Consider the following 16,235-nt stretch of genomic DNA (forward strand, 5'->3'; position numbering starts at 1 on the left):
GCCGTGGACAGACTCACTACACGCACGAAGATCGTCTATGCACTGCGCGGCACCATCGCCATCGTGGTGGCCGTCGTGGCAGCAGTGACGATGGTGCTACGCGGATCCGGAAACCTCGAGCAGAGCACCGACGTGTTCGTCGCGGTTCCGGCCACGGCGGGCCTGATCAGCGGCGAGGCACCGGTCCGGTACCACGGGGTCAACATCGGCCGAATCGGTGAAATCGAATCAGGAACAACAGAATCCGTTGTGCAACTACAGATACAGACTGACGATGCATCAAAGATTCCCGCCGACGTGATGGCTCGCGTCGTTCCACGTACGTTCTTCGGTGACATCTACATGCAACTCGTGGACGACCCGACGCGACAGGGCCGAACGACCCTCGCGGACGGTGACGAAATCCGCATGGACGACGGATCCGAGGCCGTCGCCCTCTACGACGTGTACACCAAGCTGGTCGGAGTCCTCACAGCGATGCAACCCGAGAAACTTCAAACGGCTCTGACCGCACTCGGCCAAGCTCTGGACGGAAACGGAGCCGAGATCGGTACCACGATAGACAATCTCAGCGCCGCTTCCGGTGCACTGGCTCCTGCCGCCCACCAATTCCTGCAATCCACTCCGGAATTCCGAACTGTCGTCGACGCACTGGACCGCGCGACCCCCGACATTCTCGATACCCTCGCCGCAGCCACATCCGTCTCGAACAACATGGTCGCCAACAGGGCGAACCTCGAGACCTCGATCGGCGCGGCGGCCGTATTCGCAGCGACCGTCGACGATTTCGTCGCGACGAACAACAGCAACGTCATCACTGTGATCGATTCCGCCGGAAAGATACTCGCGACCACCGCCGCCAATCCCGACGGACTGCGTTCCACTCTCGCCAATGCCAGCACGTTCGGCGCCGCCGGAGCTCGGGTCTTCGCCACCGGAAAGTTCGACATCACAGCAGTTGCCACGTTCGCCGAACCGCTCCCCTACACGGGCGCCGATTGCCCGCAGTACGGGGACTCGCGCGGCGCGCAATGTTCCGGCGCCAACCTGACGCCAATGCAACCCGTCAGTGCCCCGGTCGTGGGCGGCGAAGCCGAGGCTGCCACGCTGCGATACCTCGAAGACCAACTGCAGGGCGGCTCGCCGGAGCAGTCGGACACCCCCAACCCGGCAACAACACTGATGTTGGGGCCGCTGGTCAGAGGTAACGAGGTGACCGTCCCGTGAAGGTCCGTCCTGGCCAGGTAATTCGGTTGTCACTCTTCTGCATCACCGGCGTCGCCTGCGCGTCGTTCGTGGCGAACACGTTGTCGGTTCCGGTTCGCGGAAGCACTGATTCGTACTCGTTCGAGTTCACCGACGTCGAAGGACTCAACCCGGGTAACCCTGTCACCATGTCGGGTGTGCGCGTCGGCCGCGTGGACTCGGTCGCGTTTGCAGACAACGGCGGCGGTACGAGCAAGGCGATCGTCGACGTCGAAATCGAATCACAGTATTCACTCGAGTCGGATGTCCGTGCCGCAGTTCGTTACGGCGACATGCTGGGTGCTCGATACCTGGCACTGACCCAGGATCACAGTGCGACAACGGTATCCGCACAACGGCTCGAACCGGGTGACACGATACCGCTGGCGCAGACAACTCCGCCGATCAACTTGACCGCACTGATGAACGGCTTCAAACCGTTGTTCGCCGCACTCGAGCCCGAGCAGGTGAACACTCTCACGCGGAGTTTTGTCGAAACCTTCAACGGTCAGGGCCAAGCAATGACCACACTTCTCGATCAGATCGCGGCCATGAGTTCCGGCCTGGTCGACCGTCAGGACGTCTTCGCGCAACTACTCACGAACATGAACACTCTTCTCACCTCCGTGGACGAGCGCCAACCCGAATTGGTCAGTCTGCTGGACGGTTTGAACAGCCTGAGCACCGCCGTCGTCGGGCAGAACGATCAACTGGTCTCGCTCTTGGACCAGGGAAACCGCACTGTCTCGTCGTTGGCTCAGATCATGGCCGGGTCGAACGGCGCATTCGGTCAGACCGTGCAACAACTCGAAAGTGTCACCGGCAGTTGGATTGCGAGCACCGACGAGTTCAACAGGCTGGTCACCAACCTTCCCCAGTTCGCCGACGCCGCCAACCGTATCGGCAGCTACGGAAGTTTCATCAGCCTGTATCTGTGCAATTTCACTCTGAAGGCAGGCGACATGGAGGCCAACATCTTCGGTCCGACACATTCACCGGTGTGCTCATGATGTTCCTGGTCAAACTGATCGACGTGTTCGTCGGCATCATGCTCTTCCTGTTCAAAGGGGATCGCCGACGCAGCGGTAGCGGAACAGCTCTCGCGCTGGGTAGTCTCGGAATCTTCGTTCTGGTGGTGGGACTCGCCGCCGCACTGGGCATTCCGAAACTCTGGTACAACGTCCGCACGTCGGCATACACAGCCGAGTTCGCCAATGCCAGCGGGCTCTCCGACACAGACCCCGTCTATGTTGCCGGGGTTCCCGCGGGCCGAGTGGATTCGATCGATCTTGCCGGCGACCACGTGGTCGTCAACTTCCGCTTGGACAAGGATCAACCCTTGGGAAACCAAAGCACGGCGACTGTGAGACTCAAGACGGTCCTGGGCAAGCGTTACCTGGAGATCGTGCCGGCCGGCGTGGTCGACGACTCCGACGGGCGGGTCATTCCGCTTTCCCGCACTACGGTGCCGTACAGCCTCGACGATGTCAGCAGTGACGCCACCAATGCTGCCACGGGTGTCGACCTAGCGGCGATGGAGTCCATGATGAACACCCTTTCGCAGGTGATTCCCACGGATTCCGATCAGGTGGGCCGGGCTCTGGCCGGAATCAGCGGCGCCTCGGCTGCTTTCGCGCAGAATGGTGAGCAGATCGACCAGATTCTCAGCATGTCCCGCGAGCTGTCGGACATGGCTGCGGCACAAACCGATTCGATAGTCGGTACTGCGGCCAATGCTCAGACGATCGTTCGTACTCTTGCGATGCGCAAGGACGCCTTGACTCAACTGGTCGACAACCTGACAATCATCATCTCGAAGCTCTCGACCACCTTCGTCGATCGTCAGGAAGAGTTCGGGGCCATGACCGACAACCTGGTCGCGGTCACCACCACGCTGAAGAACAACGCAGATCAGATCGACCTGCTGCTGACTCGTCTTCCTTCCGCTCTGCGTTCGGTCACCGACTCCACCGGCACCGGTAATTGGACCGACGTCAACGCGCCGGCGGCCGTGATCCCGGACAACCTGCTCTGCGCGCTCGGCATCATGGAGGGCTGCAGGTGAACACACGAAAAGCGGTCACTGCCATGCTGGTCGTGACCCTGGCTATTGCACTCCCCGGTTGGTACGTCTTCGGACGAACCGATCAGTCCAAGACCGTCTACGCCGATTTCAGCTACGTCGGCGGGATCTACGAGGGAAGCAAGGTCACCGTCCTCGGAGTCGGCGTCGGGACAGTCACGTCGGTGGAACCTCGCGGAACTTCTGTTCGAGTGGCGATGTCGATGCCCAACTCCGTCGATCTGCCCGCCGACGCTTCGGCCTATGTTCTCAATCCGTCGGTTATCAGCGATCGCCACATCGAACTCGGTCCGGCGTACACCGGCGGAGAGACGCTGAAAGACGGCGATCAGATTCCGATCGAACGGTCCCACTCCCCCATAGATTTCGACGGGTTGATGGGAAGCGTCAGCACTTTGGCCGACGCATTTGCCGGGGACGGAGGCAATCTCGGTGATCTCGTGAGCCGCGGCGCCGCCGGATGGCAGGGCCAAGGCGATCAATTCAATACCGCAATTCGCAACCTCAGCACGGCAACCGGAGTTGTCGGCGCACGGTCGGAAGACATCGGTTCCCTTGTCGACAATCTCAACACGTTGATGAATGCTCTCGACGCGCGGCAGGTCAGCCTGGACGAACTTGTCGGTGACCTCGGCGTATTGGGTGATCAGTGGGCAGGCCAGAACATGGACATCTCACAGCCTCTGCAGGATCTGCAGGTCGTCTTCGACCAGTTGAACAGTTTCATGACAACTCACGGCGACGATGTCGGCGCAATAGCCGACAACGTGCGAGTTCTCGGTGACACTCTGGCTTCCAAACAACCTGGCCTCGCCGAGTTCATGGACCTGGTGCCGTTGATGATGCAGAACCTCTCCCAAACTATCGGCCCTGATCAGCGCGGGCGCATCCGGCTCAACGTCTCGACTGCATTGACTCAGTTCGCGGTTGCAAAACCGCTGTGCGACACCTACAAGTTGCCGATCTGCACCGGGGCCGGGTTCACGAATCCGATTTCCTTCCCCCTCAGTACTTCTGATCCGCTCGGCATCGCCTCCGCGATTTCCGGCGGAGCCGTCCCCGGAGGTGGCAATTGACGCGGCACTCGGTTCGAATAGTCGCCGGTGCCACGATCATCGGTGTGGGTTGTGCGGCCGTGTTCGCCTTCGGCGGCTGTAGCGCAGGCATTCAGGACCTTCCGCTGGGTCGTTCGGCCGACGGTGACGCGTACAACGTGGCGCTACAGCTGGCCGGCGCCGACGGTCTGGTGCTGGGAGCAGACGTCCGCAGCGGCCAGAAAGTCATCGGTCGAGTATCCGCACTGTCAGCCGACGCCGTCGGAGCCGACGTGACGCTGAGTCTGGACGCCGCGACGCAGTTGCCGGAAAATGTCGAAGCATCCGTCGAACTCCCGTCCGCACTGGGAAACCCCTTCATCAGACTTCGGGTGCCGGAAGTTCCGTCCGGCTCCACGCTCAGCGACGGCGACACGATTCCGGAGTCTCGCACCGAGATCGGTCCGCAGGTCGAAAGTGCACTTGCCACCCTCGGCACGGTTCTGACCGGAAGCGGTATCGATCAACTCGACACCGTTGTACGCGAACTGAACACCGCGTTTTCCGGGCGCTCGGGTGAAGTTCGTTCTCTGACCGAGACCCTCACTTCGCTGATGGCAGAGGCAAGCAGTCACCGCAGCGAGTTCGACGAGGCCGTCGACCTCGCTGCCCGGGTCTCCTCCCAACTGGCTGGGCAACGGGTAGTTGTCGACAACTACCTCGATTCCGTTCCACAGGTGGTGTCGATTCTCGTCGGACAGAAGGATCAGATTGCGAGCCTGTTGAACTCGACCGTTCAGCTCGCCACCAACGCAAACACCATCCTCGATTCCTCACCCAACGGGCTCGACGCGATGCTGCACGATGCGTCGACCGTTGTGGGAACTCTGGATTCGTTCAATTCGGAGATCGGCCAGACACTGGCGAACATGAACGGGTTGCTCGAAAACTTCACCAGTGCAGTCCAAGGTGACTACCTCGTGTTCGACGGCGCTCTGGATATTCCGGGAACGATCGACAAACTGTGGAGCGGCGGTATGGCAGGTCAATCGATCGCGCCGGCGGGAACTCTCACCGATCTACTTCAGGGAGGTCCACGTTGAGTCGTCTCGCGCTTGTTCAACTCGTCCTGTTCGCTCTGATCGCCGCTGTAGTCATCCCTTTCGGAATCGTCTACGTGGTCGGCCCTCAGGGTTTCGGTGGCCAAATCCGGCTGCACGCCAACATGTCCGACGCCTTCGGACTTACCAAGGGCACGGTCGTCACGTATCGCGGAGTGCAGGTGGGGAAGGTGAGTGAAGTCGAACTCGACGCAGGCACCCGCTCGGCTCGGGTGGAACTCTCACTCAACGACAACACGGAGATACCCACCGACAGTGTCGCCAAGGTGACGATGGGTACAGCCGCCGGAATCCAGAACGTCGACATCTACCCCAACACGGATCACGGCCCCTATCTCCGAGATGGCGACGAGATCGCCATGCCCGCGGATCAGCAGCCGGTGCAGATGAGCCAGTTGATGCTTCAGGCGTCCGGTGTCCTGGAAGGGATTGATCCACAAGCGATCAGCGACATCGGGACCGAATTGGGGAATTCGTTCAACGGGCTCGGCCCGAGCTTGGCGACGATGATCGACAACGGTGGGACCATGTCGGCGCAGTTGAACGACCAGTCGGCCGAACTCGCCGCGCTGCTGTCGCGAACCTCCACCTTGGTGGACTCCATGGCGACACAATCGGATTCGTTTGTCCGAGGAATGGCGGCTGCCAAGAACTTCACCGAACAACTCGAATCCAACGCTCCGGTGCTGATCTACCTCACCGATCATTCGCCCGCCGCCCTGAACAGCGCTCAACAGTTGTTCGACAAGTACCACAACACTTTCGGAGCGGTCCTGGCCAATCTCGTCACTGTCGCACCGATCATCTCCGACCGCACGGACGCCCTGGAAACCGGACTGGTCACGATCCCCGAAGGACTTGCCAAACTGGCATCCATCGTCAAAGGCGATCGCGCCGATTTCGCGTTGGTTGCCACGCAAGGGCCGGTGTGCAACTACGACACTCCCAGGCGAGAGGTAGGCGATCTCTCCCCCACCAGTCCGAATCTGGCGATGTACTGTCCCCCCGCCGACGACCTCGTCCAACGCGGAGCACAGAATGCTCCCCGCCCGAACGACCTCGGATTGCAGAACTCGACGGTCCCTGGCACGCCGATCGGACCGCCCGTCGTCGCGGATCCGATTCTGATTCCGACCGGAGTCGACGCCCTGAACTACTGGAGATTGATGTTGGAAGGACTGGGAAATGGCACACGGTGACAACGCACTACTCGACGAGGCAGAAGCCGAGGTGGCCGAACATCCGACTTCTCCGTCGCTACTTCGCCGCCTGAAGGAGCCACGCAACGCACTGATCTCACTAATGGCGGTAGCGCTGGTCGCAGCATTGGTGGTGCTCGGATTCCAGATGTACTCGGCGAATCAGGAAGACACGCTGCGGCAGGAAGCGCTGGACACCGCGAGGGAGTACTCGACCATCATGTCCTCCTTCGACTATCAGAACCTCGATGCCAACAAGGACACCATCGCGTCGATGTCGACCGACGAATTTGCCGGCACCTACCGAACCATGGTCGATTCACTGCGCGAGGTTGTCGCTGGAGGCCAAGGTCAGGCGAGCGCGACAGCGACAGACGTCGGCATCGACACGCTCGAAGATTCGTCGGCCGAAGTACTCGTGTTCGTCGACCAGCAGGCCAAGAACATTGCTGCGCCAGAAGGCAATACACAGAAGTACCGGATGGTCATATCCCTGGTCCGCTCGGACGACCGGTGGCTCGTGAGCAACGTCGAGACCAAGTAACTCACCCCTCACGGAGGAAGATCGATGCCCACTCACTACCTGGATTCGGAAAAGTCCGAGTCGTCTCTTCGAACCGATCAGACACGCATCACCATCACGGCCGAGCGTAGGCGGTGGGCCCGTAAACCCGCACACATCACCGACGCACTCGATTTCTGGTCGTTCGCCGGAGCCGCTGCCAACGTCATCCTGCAGCTCGGCTGGCCCGAGGTCGCCTACGGCGTCATGGAGAGCAAGGTCGAATCGGGTGCTCTGACAGTGCATCCGTGGAAGCGCGCACGAACCACGACGCAGTACCTGACGGTCGCGATCCTGGGTAACGAGGAAGAGCGAAAGGCTTACCGCGAGGCCGTGAACTCGGTGCACCGACATGTGAAGTCGGATTCAAACAGCCCGGTCAAGTACAACGCCTTCAATCGCGAACTCCAATTATGGGTTGCTGCATGCCTGTTCATCGGTTTCGAAGACAGTCATCAGTTGCTGCACGGCAAGATGTCCGAAGAACAGGCGGAATCGTTCTATCAGTCCGCATCAACGTTGGGAACGACGCTGCAGGTCACCGAGGAGATGTGGCCGGCCACCCGCGCCGACTTCGAGCGCTACTGGAACCTCGGTTGCGAACGCGTCGTCATCGACGAACGCACCAAGAAGTATCTGGTCGACCTCGTCAACCTTCGAATGATCGCGTGGCCGATACGCCTGGTGTTCCGAAACTTGCTGCGGTTCCTGACGGTCGGATTCCTACCACCGATCTACCGCGACCAACTCGACCTCGAATGGACCGAAGACGATCGCCGCCGATTCGAACACCTCTTCATTTTCGTGTCGTTCGTCAACAGGTTCATCCCACGCTCCATCCGTCAGGCCGGCAACACCATTCAGATGCGCGACATTCGCCGTCGGATCAAGGCGAGCAAGAATCTCGTTTGAGCCCAGGACCGGCAGCGCGATGATCGTTTCAATTCTGCTGCGCTGCAGGTAAATCGGGTCGGTCGGTCGACAACCGATCACGGCTGGACAGGGGTTCCAGAGCGACTGAAATCGGGTCGAAAAGCCGACAAACCGGGCCGATCGAGCGACACATTCGCCGCGCAGCGACGCCGTCGAGGCGCTTTTGAAGTGACTTGCATCACACTTTATCTCGTTTATGTAACGCCATGAGAGGTGGCATATCGCCACGCGACCTGGGAAAACACTCTTTGATGCATTTCTGTTGCACAAACATGTGTCGACACGCCGACCCGTGACCAATCCGTAATCATCTCTTATGGTTGGTGACAGCCCGATCAACCGGGCATTACCGAATCGCCACCGCCCGTCCCACCCCGCGGTTCGGACTCGACAACATTCCTAGTGGTGGAGCGGAGCTGAGACGGTCACCGTCCTCCGTCGGCGGGACTCGAGAGGATTTACAAAAAATGACCAAGACCACCGTTACCCGTGCCCTTGCCTCTGTCGCCGCAGCCGGAGCTCTCGCAGCCGGAGCCGTCGGACTGACCGCCGGCACCGCATCTGCAGCCACCCACGACTGGTCGGGTGTCGCGGAATGCGAATCTTCGGGCAACTGGGCTGCGAACACCGGAAACGGCTACTACGGCGGACTCCAGTTCAGCCAGAGCACGTGGGAAGCCTACGGCGGAGCGGGCAGTGCCGCCAACGCCAGCCAGGCAGAACAGGTCCGCGTCGCGGAAAACGTCCTCGCCGGTCAGGGCGCCGGCGCGTGGCCGGTCTGCGGACAGTACCTCCGCTGATTCCAGCTCACGTAATGCGTCACTGCCCGGTGTTCGTCGAATTCTCGACGAACACCGGGCAGTGTCTTTTCAACCGACAGTTATCTTCCGCTGCCACTGCTGTTGAAAGAAGTTACGTCAGTGCGTGATCCATCAGGATGCCGCGGCGCGAGCGAGGTGTACCGGCTGGCCTTACTGTCACCCATCAACCTACGAAGCCGCATCCACCATCGTTGGAGCATCCGTCGGACCCGGCTACCCGAAGTGACCGGCGCCGCCGTAGACGCGTACGGGATGGGTTCCTTGCGCACATAGTGCTCCATAACCCCAGCTTAGCCCTCTTTCGATGCCCAAAGGCTCGATTGCAACCACTGCCTCGCAGCCCTTACAACGACCGAACAAACCGTTCCGGCGAACTCGGTGGCCCATCCTTGACCAGGCGGGCGAAGCGGTCGGGTAAATCTCGTGGCCCGAACACTTCTCGACCTTCGTGTGACAGAAGGCGGTCAACGCTCCACCACTCGAAGTGCTCGACAAACTCGGCGGCAAGCGCTTCGCGCCCCAACGACCCACAGGGCTCGAATGCAGCCTCCACCGGCACGAGGAAGTAGTCGTTGATCGCACCGTCCCAACCCGGCAATACTGTCGGATCACGGATCTCCTCATGCCACACGTGGGTGGCGGCGCCGTAGTCGCGCAAGCCGATCTCCTCGTCCAGTTCGCGCGCGAGCGCCTCGGACGGGATTTCGTCTCCTTCCAAGCCTCCGCCCGGAGGACACCAGACCGTCAGCCCGCCCCCGGGTGCGATGAATCGATAGAGCAGAAGACGGGACTGGTCGTCAACGACCAACCCCCTGGCCGAATGCCTCAGATGCATGAGTACCACTGTAAGGCGGCAGGTCAGGCCATAACGGCCAACTCCGGCAACCCTGCAACCACAACCGCAAGGTTGTAGCCGGACATCCGCAGTTCTCCGTTGTCCCCGGTTCTCGCGTACTCCGCATGCCCGAAAGCCCGCTCGTGTTTGATCCCGTCCGGGGTGACTCCTTCAGCCGTGGACAACCGATGAAACTCGGTGCGCGTCGGATCGCCGCCGAAACGGCCGAACCCCGCGATGCTGTCGCCTTCCGCTTTCATGACGTAGACGTGGCGGTCGGCGATACCGAGGTCCGATTCCACCTTGGCCCGCACGCCGGGCGAACCGTAGAACACCACGTCGTCGACTGCTGCGCTGGCTCCGCGCTGCAGCGCAAGAGAAGTCGCGAGCGATCCGTAGGAATGGCCCAGCGCTGTGATGTGGACGCGGTCGTTGACCGACGCAGCACGAAGGCCGTGAAAGAAGCTGCCCAATGCGTCGGCGGCTATGCCTGCTTTGGACGATCGACTGACGTCGAAGCTGGCCCGACCGATGTCGAACTTTCCAGGCCCGATCACCTGTGGCGCGTCGTATCCGATCCAGGCGATGGTGGCCACGCTTTCCCTTCGGCCGGCCAGTTCGAGTTGGCGCATCGCCTCGGCTCGCAATCGTGTTGCCTCGCCGACCATTCCGCGCATCGAGTCCTTGACGTTGGTGTTCAATCCAGGAATCGTCACGGAGATGTGATCCGCGGTGTCCGGATCACCGATCGCAATTGCGGCGAAGCCTCGTTCACCCGAGCGCATGTCCATCAGCAGCAATCGTCGACAAGGTTCGGCATGGAACAACTCGTCGAGCGCGTCCAAATCCTCGAGTTTACGTTCGGCGTACCACTGGCCGGCCCCGGTGTTGCTCAGTCTGCCGCCGAAGAACTCTCGGTGAAGTTCTTGCGAGATTCGCACTGAATCATCTTGCAGCCGTGCTCGTTCCGATTGAATCCGATCGAGATTGGCAGGACTGCGAACCGCTGCAGGAATTCCGTCGAGGTTGGCGATCAGATCGGGTGCATGGCGCAACATCTGACGCTGCCGATCAGGGCTGAACGCTCGCCACTCCTCCCCCACGCGCACAGCTTTGTCACGGAGGTCGGTGCCGACCTGAGACCGCAGCGACAACGCATGATGAAGATCCGCGCTGACGAGCAATGCCTCACCGATCAGTTCTCGCACTGCAACCTCGAGCAACTGGGCGTGCACGTGGAGCGGGTGACCGTCGGCGATGGGCGCAACGGCAGAGACGGTTCCGTCCTGACGAATATGCAAGTCGTCGGCGACGGCTTCTTTGCGCAGAGTGGTCAGTCGTCGACGGATGTCGCGGACGCGGTGAGCGACCAGAACGCCTTCCAACCCAGCGGACAGCTGGTCCAAGGCGTCGACGTCCCATACGTCGATATCTGTGAGATCCACTCGGGTCAGGACGAACGAGCAGCGATCCGAGCCTGTACTTCCGGGCGACGCAACGGCGGGACGGTCTGCGGCGGCTGTCTACGAGGCGGCAGGGCGCTGAGCAGGCGTGTCGTCGTTTCGGTTACCTCACGCACCGCTTGCTCGAAGGCGTCTCGATTGGCGTCGGACACCTTGGCTATCCCGCTCACCTTACGTACGTATTGGCGAGAGGCTGCCTCGATCTCCTCCGGCGTAGCTGCGGGCTCGAGTCCACGAAGTTCAGTGATGTTTCGGCACATAATTCGACGATAACCCTGCTCACCGACGCCGTCACGGTTCGATACATCAATGTATCCAAACTGCCACGCAGATTCGGGCATCACGGTAGTTTCAGTGAAATTCCCCCAGTGACTGGAAGTAGCCACTAACTCATGGACTCTGCACTCACCTCCGTCGGCCTACCCGCCGCACTCGCCATCATCATGTTCGGCCTCGGGCTTTCCTTGACGGTCGGAGATTTTGCCCGCGTGTCAAAAGCGCCGAAAGCCGTCTCGATTGCCCTGATCTGTCAGTTGTTGTTGCTCCCGGCTGCGGCCTTCGGCCTGGTCACGTTGTTCGACCTCGATCCACTGCTCGCCGTCGGCATGATGCTTCTCGCCGCATCACCGGGCGGCACGACCGCAAACCTGTTCAGCCATCTGTTCCGCGGCGATGTTGCTCTCAATGTGACACTGACTGCGGTCAATTCGGTGATTGCGGTGGTGACCCTTCCGCTGATCACCAACTTCGCGCTGGGGTACTTCGAACCCGAAGACGCGGACGGCACCCTCGGACTGCAGTTCACGAAGGTACTTCAGGTCTTTGCCGTCGTACTGATTCCTGTCGCCCTCGGAATGTGGGTTCGATTGCGCTCGAGCGCCTTTGCCGAGCGCATGGACAAACCCGTCCGCATCGGATCTGCGGTGGTTCTGGCACTGGTGATCGTCGGAACGGTTGTTTCCGAACGCGAGAACATCGCGGACTATCTCGTCGACATCGGCGCCGTCGCTGCGTTGTTCTGTCTACTGAGCCTTTCGATCGGTTACGTCATTCCCCGGATATTCGGCATCGAGGACAGACAAGCCATCGCCAGTTCCATGGAAATCGGCATCCACAACAGCACGCTGGCGATCACCATCGCCGTCAGTCTTCTCGACAATGTGCAATTGGCAGTACCGGCGGCGGTGTACGGCGTTCTGATGTTCCCGCTCGCCGCGGCCTTCGGCGCCACTATTACCCGCAAGTCACGGACAATGGCCGAAATCGACTAAGATAAGGCGGTTTTCGATATAGGTGATCTGGTATCGCCGACCCTACGATCGATACGGACTCAGACCGAAGGGTATCGAAAAATGCTGACCACCACACCTACCGTGCCGGACGAACGCGCCTGGCAAGAACTAGTCGACGCACTGACCCGTCGCCAATTCGGCATCGGAGCCGGGCTTGCAGCAGTAGCAACAATTCTGTCGTCCTGCAGTTCCAGCGATGGTTCAAATGCCCCTGATGACGCTCAAATGCGCACCGTCACCACGCCGTTGGGAACTTACGACATACCGACCAACCCCAAGCGGGTCTTGGCCGTCGACGCCCGAACCGACCTCGAGCTCGCCATTGCCCTCGAACTACCGGTCTTCGGATACAACATCTCACCCGCCACCGAGTGGGTTCCCGTCGACGGCTCGGCCGAATACCTCAGCGACAAGCCCAATCTGGAGCAGATCCTCGGACTCGCACCCGATCTCATCATCTGCGTCAACGCCGACAACGAGTACTGGCCCGCTGCAAAGCTTCAAGCCATCGCTCCTGTCCTGACGACCGAATCGAAGCAAACGTGGCGGGAGAACCTAACCCGCCTCTCCGATTGGTTGGGTCGAACACCCACCATGGATCGCCTGATCACCGACTACGACGCTCTGATCACCGACATTCGCTCTCGACACGCTTCGGCGATCGCGGGAAAGACCGTCGCAAGCTTGTCCTACAGTCCGGACAAGGCCACGATCTACATCGACAGCCTTCCCGTGTCGGAGGAAACTGGCAAGAAGAATCGCCAACCCACCGACATGACGCTCGCCGACATCGGCGGAAGAACTTTGAACACAACCGGTTTCGACAATCAGGGACGGCTGAGCATCGAGGAGATGGATCGCCTTCGCGATTGCGACGCGTTCATGGTTTCCGTCACCGACAGCAGCGACACCACCTTCGATCAGCTCTCGGACAACAAGTTGTGGCAACGACTTCCAGCCGTGCAGTCCGGGAACGTCACCGTTCTGCACGGCAGTACGTACTACGGATCCATCTACACCAACACGTACGTCGCCAAAGGCTGGGACGAACTCTATTCGACGCTCGACTAGTCGGACTTGTTCGTAGAGATGCCGGCTGCTCCCGAGCGGTCGGCATTTCACGTTTCGAGGTCGATACCCAATGCTCCGGAGAGGGTCCGCAGACAGATCACTCTCAACTCTTCCTGCGGTATCGAAGGTTGATCGAGCCAGTCGAGGCAGACGGCCCGGACGAAAGCGATCCATCCCCGCACTGCGACGGCAGCGATCTGTCTTTTTTCGCCCTCGAATTCCAGTGCGTCGAGGATTCGAATCTGCTGCTGTTCGAGTTCCCGTTCGACGATCGCTCGGATGCCGGCCTCGGCTGAGAGCGTGCCCACGTTGATGGCGCGCACTCCCCTGCTGTGCGACTTCACGTACGCGAAGTACGCATCCAACCCGGCTGCCACTTGTTCGCGCACCGGCAGCGACGCGTCGGGTGCGGTCACCTCGAGCAGGTGCTGCGATTCGCGCTCGACGATTGCGGCGAAGAAGTCTCGCTTGGTCGGAAAATAGTGGTACATCAACCCGCGCGAGACGCCCGCAATCTCGGCGACCTCTTCGATCCACACGTCCTCGTACGAGCGGTCGGCAAAAAGTTGCGCGCCGATGTCGAGCAACTGCGTGCGCCGCTGCTCTCGGTCCAGGCGTTTTCGTGGTGCAACCATAGGCAAGTCAGATTACTACTTGACACCGATTCAGTAAGGCGTACTTTGCGTACTAGACACCAATTCAGTAAGCGATCTCACCCGGGGGACACATCATGAGCGTCGACACCACTCCAGAGGCGACGACCGATGCTCGGATCCCGCATCCGGCGTGGCGCCTGCCAGTTCTCGGCGACGTCCTCGGGATCAACATCCGGACGCCCCTGCAGAACTCCGTGAGCATCGGCCGAGAACTCGGGCCGATCTTCGAAAGAAACGTCCTGGGCAATCGCTTCGTCTTCGCCTCGGGCGCGGACATGGTGGCAGAACTGTCCGACGAGTCCCGGTTCGCGAAACACCTCGCACCCGGGGTCAAAGCGCTACGCGGAATCGGCGGCGACGGACTGTTCACGGCGTACAACCATGAGCCCAACTGGGGCAAGGCGCACAATCTCCTGGCACCGGCGTTCAGTCAGACTGCGATGCGCTCGTACCACCGCACCATGCTCGACGTGGCCGGCGAGCTGGTCGACCACTGGGACAGTCGTGAAAGTGACTCCCCCGTCGACGTCTCCGCTGACATGACCAAGCTGACACTGGAGACCATCGGACGCACTGGATTCAGCTACTCGTTCGACTCTTTCGAACGTGAAGAGCAGCACCCGTTCGTCAAGGCAATGGTCGGCGCACTCTCCCATTCACAACGCACGACGTTCCTGAAGTCGACCGCCCTCGGGCGAGTGCTCGCGCGGCGCGCTGATCAACGTGACGAGGTCCGCAAGGCGTACATGGCCGAGGTTGTGGACGAAGTGATCCGTGCCCGGCGGACAAGTACCGAACCGGGGCCTGAAGATCTCCTCGAACTGATGCTGCGGGCGGCGCGCGAAAACGATCCCAACCGTATCGACGAACTGAACATCCGCCACCAGGTCGTGACCTTCCTCGTCGCCGGACACGAAACCACCTCCGGCGCATTGTCGTTCGCGCTCTACTACCTCTCGCAAAACCCCGAGGTGCTGGCCAAGGCTCGAGCCGAGGTCGACAAGGTGTGGGAGGGTGAGGAACCCGCCTTCGAGAAGATCGCGAAACTTCGATACGTACGACGCGTCCTCGACGAATCGTTGCGTCTGTGGCCGACCGCTCCCGCCTACGGCCGCGCGGCACTCGAAGACACCACGCTCGTCGGCAAGTATCCGATGAAGAAGGGCGATTGGATGCTCGTCCTCATCCCCTCACTTCATCGCGATCCGGTGTGGGGCAGCGATCCCGAGGCTTTCGATCCGGATCGATTTTTGCCCGCCAACATCAAAGCCAGGCCGGCGCACGTGTACAAGCCCTTCGGGACCGGTGAACGTGCCTGCATCGGAAGACAATTCGCCATTCACGAAGCGGTCCTCGTATTGGGCACCATCTTGCAGAAATATACGATCGAAGCTGATCCGGCTTACGAGTTGAAGGTAGCCGAACGGCTCACCCTGATGCCCGAAGGCTTCAACGTGACGGTCCGCCGACGCTGACCTCGGAAAACTGCGTCGAGTAAGTCGGTTGAACAGTCCCAAATGCGGTAATCCCAGCTGGCAGCAGCAAGCACCGGCGCACTCTGGGAGTTCACATGGCAAAGAGGCCTGCAGTTGGAATCGTTCTACTCTCGGCGGCATTGGCCACGGGAGCGTGCTCGGCAAGCGTCGGGACGCCGCAAGTGGACAAGTCCGAAGTCGCAAGTCAGATCTCCACTCAACTCGCGGAGAAGATCGGCGAGCCACCCGACGACGTGACGTGTCCGGAGAACCTCGACGCCGAAGTCGGCGCATCGATCACGTGCATCCTGACCGAGCAGGGCACCGAATACGACGTCACAGCTACCGTGACCAGCGTTGACGGTGAAAGTGCGAACTTCGACATCAAGGTCGCGGATGTGCCGAACAACTAACTGCTGTGCGCCTTTATTAACCGCCCGCGGTT

Annotated in this window: 16 protein-coding genes and 1 pseudogene; 13 read left to right on the forward strand and 4 right to left on the reverse strand. The window is 60.6% G+C overall.

Annotated features, from left to right (window positions below):
• The first annotated feature begins 3 nt into the window (after positions 1 to 3).
• The 9 genes and pseudogenes from I7X09_RS22580 to I7X09_RS22620 form a co-directional block, all read left to right on the forward strand.
• Positions 4 to 1,227, forward strand: a complete 1,224-nt coding sequence (locus I7X09_RS22580; protein WP_200313758.1) for an MCE family protein — start codon at positions 4 to 6, stop codon at positions 1,225 to 1,227.
• The gene (locus I7X09_RS22585) at positions 1,224 to 2,255 is read left to right on the forward strand and encodes an MCE family protein (protein ID WP_166810690.1); all 1,032 of its coding nucleotides are present in this window, start codon (positions 1,224 to 1,226) and stop codon (positions 2,253 to 2,255) included. The genes I7X09_RS22580 and I7X09_RS22585 overlap by 4 nt, the downstream gene beginning before the upstream one ends.
• Positions 2,255 to 3,310: an MCE family protein gene (locus I7X09_RS22590; RefSeq protein ID WP_200318040.1), complete on the forward strand. Its 1,056-nt coding sequence runs from the start codon at positions 2,255 to 2,257 to the stop codon at positions 3,308 to 3,310. Before I7X09_RS22585 ends, I7X09_RS22590 begins: the two co-directional genes overlap by 1 nt.
• Positions 3,307 to 4,404: an MCE family protein gene (locus I7X09_RS22595; protein ID WP_200313760.1), complete on the forward strand. Its 1,098-nt coding sequence runs from the start codon at positions 3,307 to 3,309 to the stop codon at positions 4,402 to 4,404. Before I7X09_RS22590 ends, I7X09_RS22595 begins: the two co-directional genes overlap by 4 nt.
• Positions 4,401 to 5,465 (forward strand): MCE family protein, encoded by a 1,065-nt coding sequence (locus tag I7X09_RS22600; RefSeq protein WP_166810692.1) that lies wholly within the window; start codon positions 4,401 to 4,403, stop codon positions 5,463 to 5,465. Before I7X09_RS22595 ends, I7X09_RS22600 begins: the two co-directional genes overlap by 4 nt.
• Positions 5,462 to 6,682, forward strand: a complete 1,221-nt coding sequence (locus tag I7X09_RS22605) for an MlaD family protein (protein WP_200313762.1) — start codon at positions 5,462 to 5,464, stop codon at positions 6,680 to 6,682. Before I7X09_RS22600 ends, I7X09_RS22605 begins: the two co-directional genes overlap by 4 nt.
• On the forward strand, positions 6,669 to 7,226 hold the full coding sequence (locus tag I7X09_RS22610; RefSeq protein WP_200313764.1) for a mce associated protein mas1a: 558 nt from the start codon (positions 6,669 to 6,671) through the stop codon (positions 7,224 to 7,226). Before I7X09_RS22605 ends, I7X09_RS22610 begins: the two co-directional genes overlap by 14 nt.
• 24 nt (positions 7,227 to 7,250) lie before the next feature.
• Complete coding sequence (locus I7X09_RS22615) at positions 7,251 to 8,156, forward strand: oxygenase MpaB family protein (protein WP_200313766.1); 906 nt, start codon at positions 7,251 to 7,253, stop codon at positions 8,154 to 8,156.
• 488 nt (positions 8,157 to 8,644) lie between these two features.
• A pseudogene (locus I7X09_RS22620) lies at positions 8,645 to 8,971 on the forward strand (transglycosylase family protein); the annotation flags it as partial.
• Positions 8,972 to 9,341: 370 nt separating this feature from the next.
• On the opposite strand, the gene I7X09_RS22625 reads toward I7X09_RS22620, so the two are convergent.
• From I7X09_RS22625 to I7X09_RS22635, 3 genes are read right to left on the reverse strand one after another with little or no spacing between them, the layout of a single operon-like run.
• Positions 9,342 to 9,833: an NUDIX domain-containing protein gene (locus tag I7X09_RS22625; RefSeq protein ID WP_200313768.1), complete on the reverse strand. Its 492-nt coding sequence runs from the start codon at positions 9,831 to 9,833 to the stop codon at positions 9,342 to 9,344.
• A gap of 23 nt (positions 9,834 to 9,856) precedes the next feature.
• The gene (locus tag I7X09_RS22630) at positions 9,857 to 11,278 is read right to left on the reverse strand and encodes an alpha/beta hydrolase (RefSeq protein ID WP_200313770.1); all 1,422 of its coding nucleotides are present in this window, start codon (positions 11,276 to 11,278) and stop codon (positions 9,857 to 9,859) included.
• Between the two features lie 5 nt (positions 11,279 to 11,283).
• On the reverse strand, positions 11,284 to 11,556 hold the full coding sequence (locus tag I7X09_RS22635) for a DUF2277 domain-containing protein (RefSeq protein WP_003945457.1): 273 nt from the start codon (positions 11,554 to 11,556) through the stop codon (positions 11,284 to 11,286).
• Between the two features lie 132 nt (positions 11,557 to 11,688).
• On the opposite strand from I7X09_RS22635, the gene I7X09_RS22640 reads away from it, so the two are divergent.
• On the forward strand, positions 11,689 to 12,567 hold the full coding sequence (locus I7X09_RS22640; protein WP_200313771.1) for a bile acid:sodium symporter family protein: 879 nt from the start codon (positions 11,689 to 11,691) through the stop codon (positions 12,565 to 12,567).
• Positions 12,568 to 12,648: 81 nt separating this feature from the next.
• Entirely contained in the window at positions 12,649 to 13,659 is a 1,011-nt protein-coding gene (locus I7X09_RS22645; RefSeq protein WP_200313773.1) for an ABC transporter substrate-binding protein, read from the forward strand.
• Positions 13,660 to 13,706: 47 nt separating this feature from the next.
• Here the strand turns inward: I7X09_RS22645 and I7X09_RS22650 are convergent, their stop codons facing one another.
• On the reverse strand, positions 13,707 to 14,294 hold the full coding sequence (locus I7X09_RS22650) for a TetR/AcrR family transcriptional regulator (protein ID WP_124568848.1): 588 nt from the start codon (positions 14,292 to 14,294) through the stop codon (positions 13,707 to 13,709).
• A 95-nt stretch (positions 14,295 to 14,389) separates the two neighbouring features.
• Here I7X09_RS22650 and I7X09_RS22655 point away from each other — a divergent pair, with 95 nt between their 5' ends.
• Both I7X09_RS22655 and I7X09_RS22660 read left to right on the forward strand, forming a co-directional pair.
• Entirely contained in the window at positions 14,390 to 15,790 is a 1,401-nt protein-coding gene (locus tag I7X09_RS22655) for a cytochrome P450 (protein ID WP_200313775.1), read from the forward strand.
• A 95-nt stretch (positions 15,791 to 15,885) separates the two neighbouring features.
• Positions 15,886 to 16,203 carry a DUF4333 domain-containing protein gene (locus I7X09_RS22660; protein ID WP_124568850.1) on the forward strand — a complete coding sequence of 106 codons (318 nt, stop codon included), beginning with the start codon at positions 15,886 to 15,888 and terminating at the stop codon, positions 16,201 to 16,203.
• Positions 16,204 to 16,235 lie beyond the last annotated feature (32 nt).

This window comes from Rhodococcus sp. P-2 (assembly GCF_016598535.1).
GTDB classification, from domain to species: Bacteria; Actinomycetota; Actinomycetes; order Mycobacteriales; family Mycobacteriaceae; genus Rhodococcus_F; species Rhodococcus_F baikonurensis.

Bases quoted from the DNA above. Each gene is read 5' to 3' on its own strand.
- I7X09_RS22590 (WP_200318040.1), top strand. From the start codon at position 2,255: ATGTTCCTGGTCAAACTGATCGACGTGTTCGTCGGCATCATGCTCTTC.
- I7X09_RS22640 (WP_200313771.1), top strand. From the start codon at position 11,689: ATGGACTCTGCACTCACCTCCGTCGGCCTACCCGCCGCACTCGCCATC.
- I7X09_RS22650 (WP_124568848.1), bottom strand. From the start codon at position 14,294: ATGGTTGCACCACGAAAACGCCTGGACCGAGAGCAGCGGCGCACGCAG.
- I7X09_RS22610 (WP_200313764.1), top strand. From the start codon at position 6,669: ATGGCACACGGTGACAACGCACTACTCGACGAGGCAGAAGCCGAGGTG.
- I7X09_RS22635 (WP_003945457.1), bottom strand. From the start codon at position 11,556: ATGTGCCGAAACATCACTGAACTTCGTGGACTCGAGCCCGCAGCTACG.
- I7X09_RS22615 (WP_200313766.1), top strand. From the start codon at position 7,251: ATGCCCACTCACTACCTGGATTCGGAAAAGTCCGAGTCGTCTCTTCGA.
- I7X09_RS22660 (WP_124568850.1), top strand. From the start codon at position 15,886: ATGGCAAAGAGGCCTGCAGTTGGAATCGTTCTACTCTCGGCGGCATTG.
- I7X09_RS22625 (WP_200313768.1), bottom strand. From the start codon at position 9,833: ATGCATCTGAGGCATTCGGCCAGGGGGTTGGTCGTTGACGACCAGTCC.
- I7X09_RS22645 (WP_200313773.1), top strand. From the start codon at position 12,649: ATGCTGACCACCACACCTACCGTGCCGGACGAACGCGCCTGGCAAGAA.
- I7X09_RS22655 (WP_200313775.1), top strand. From the start codon at position 14,390: ATGAGCGTCGACACCACTCCAGAGGCGACGACCGATGCTCGGATCCCG.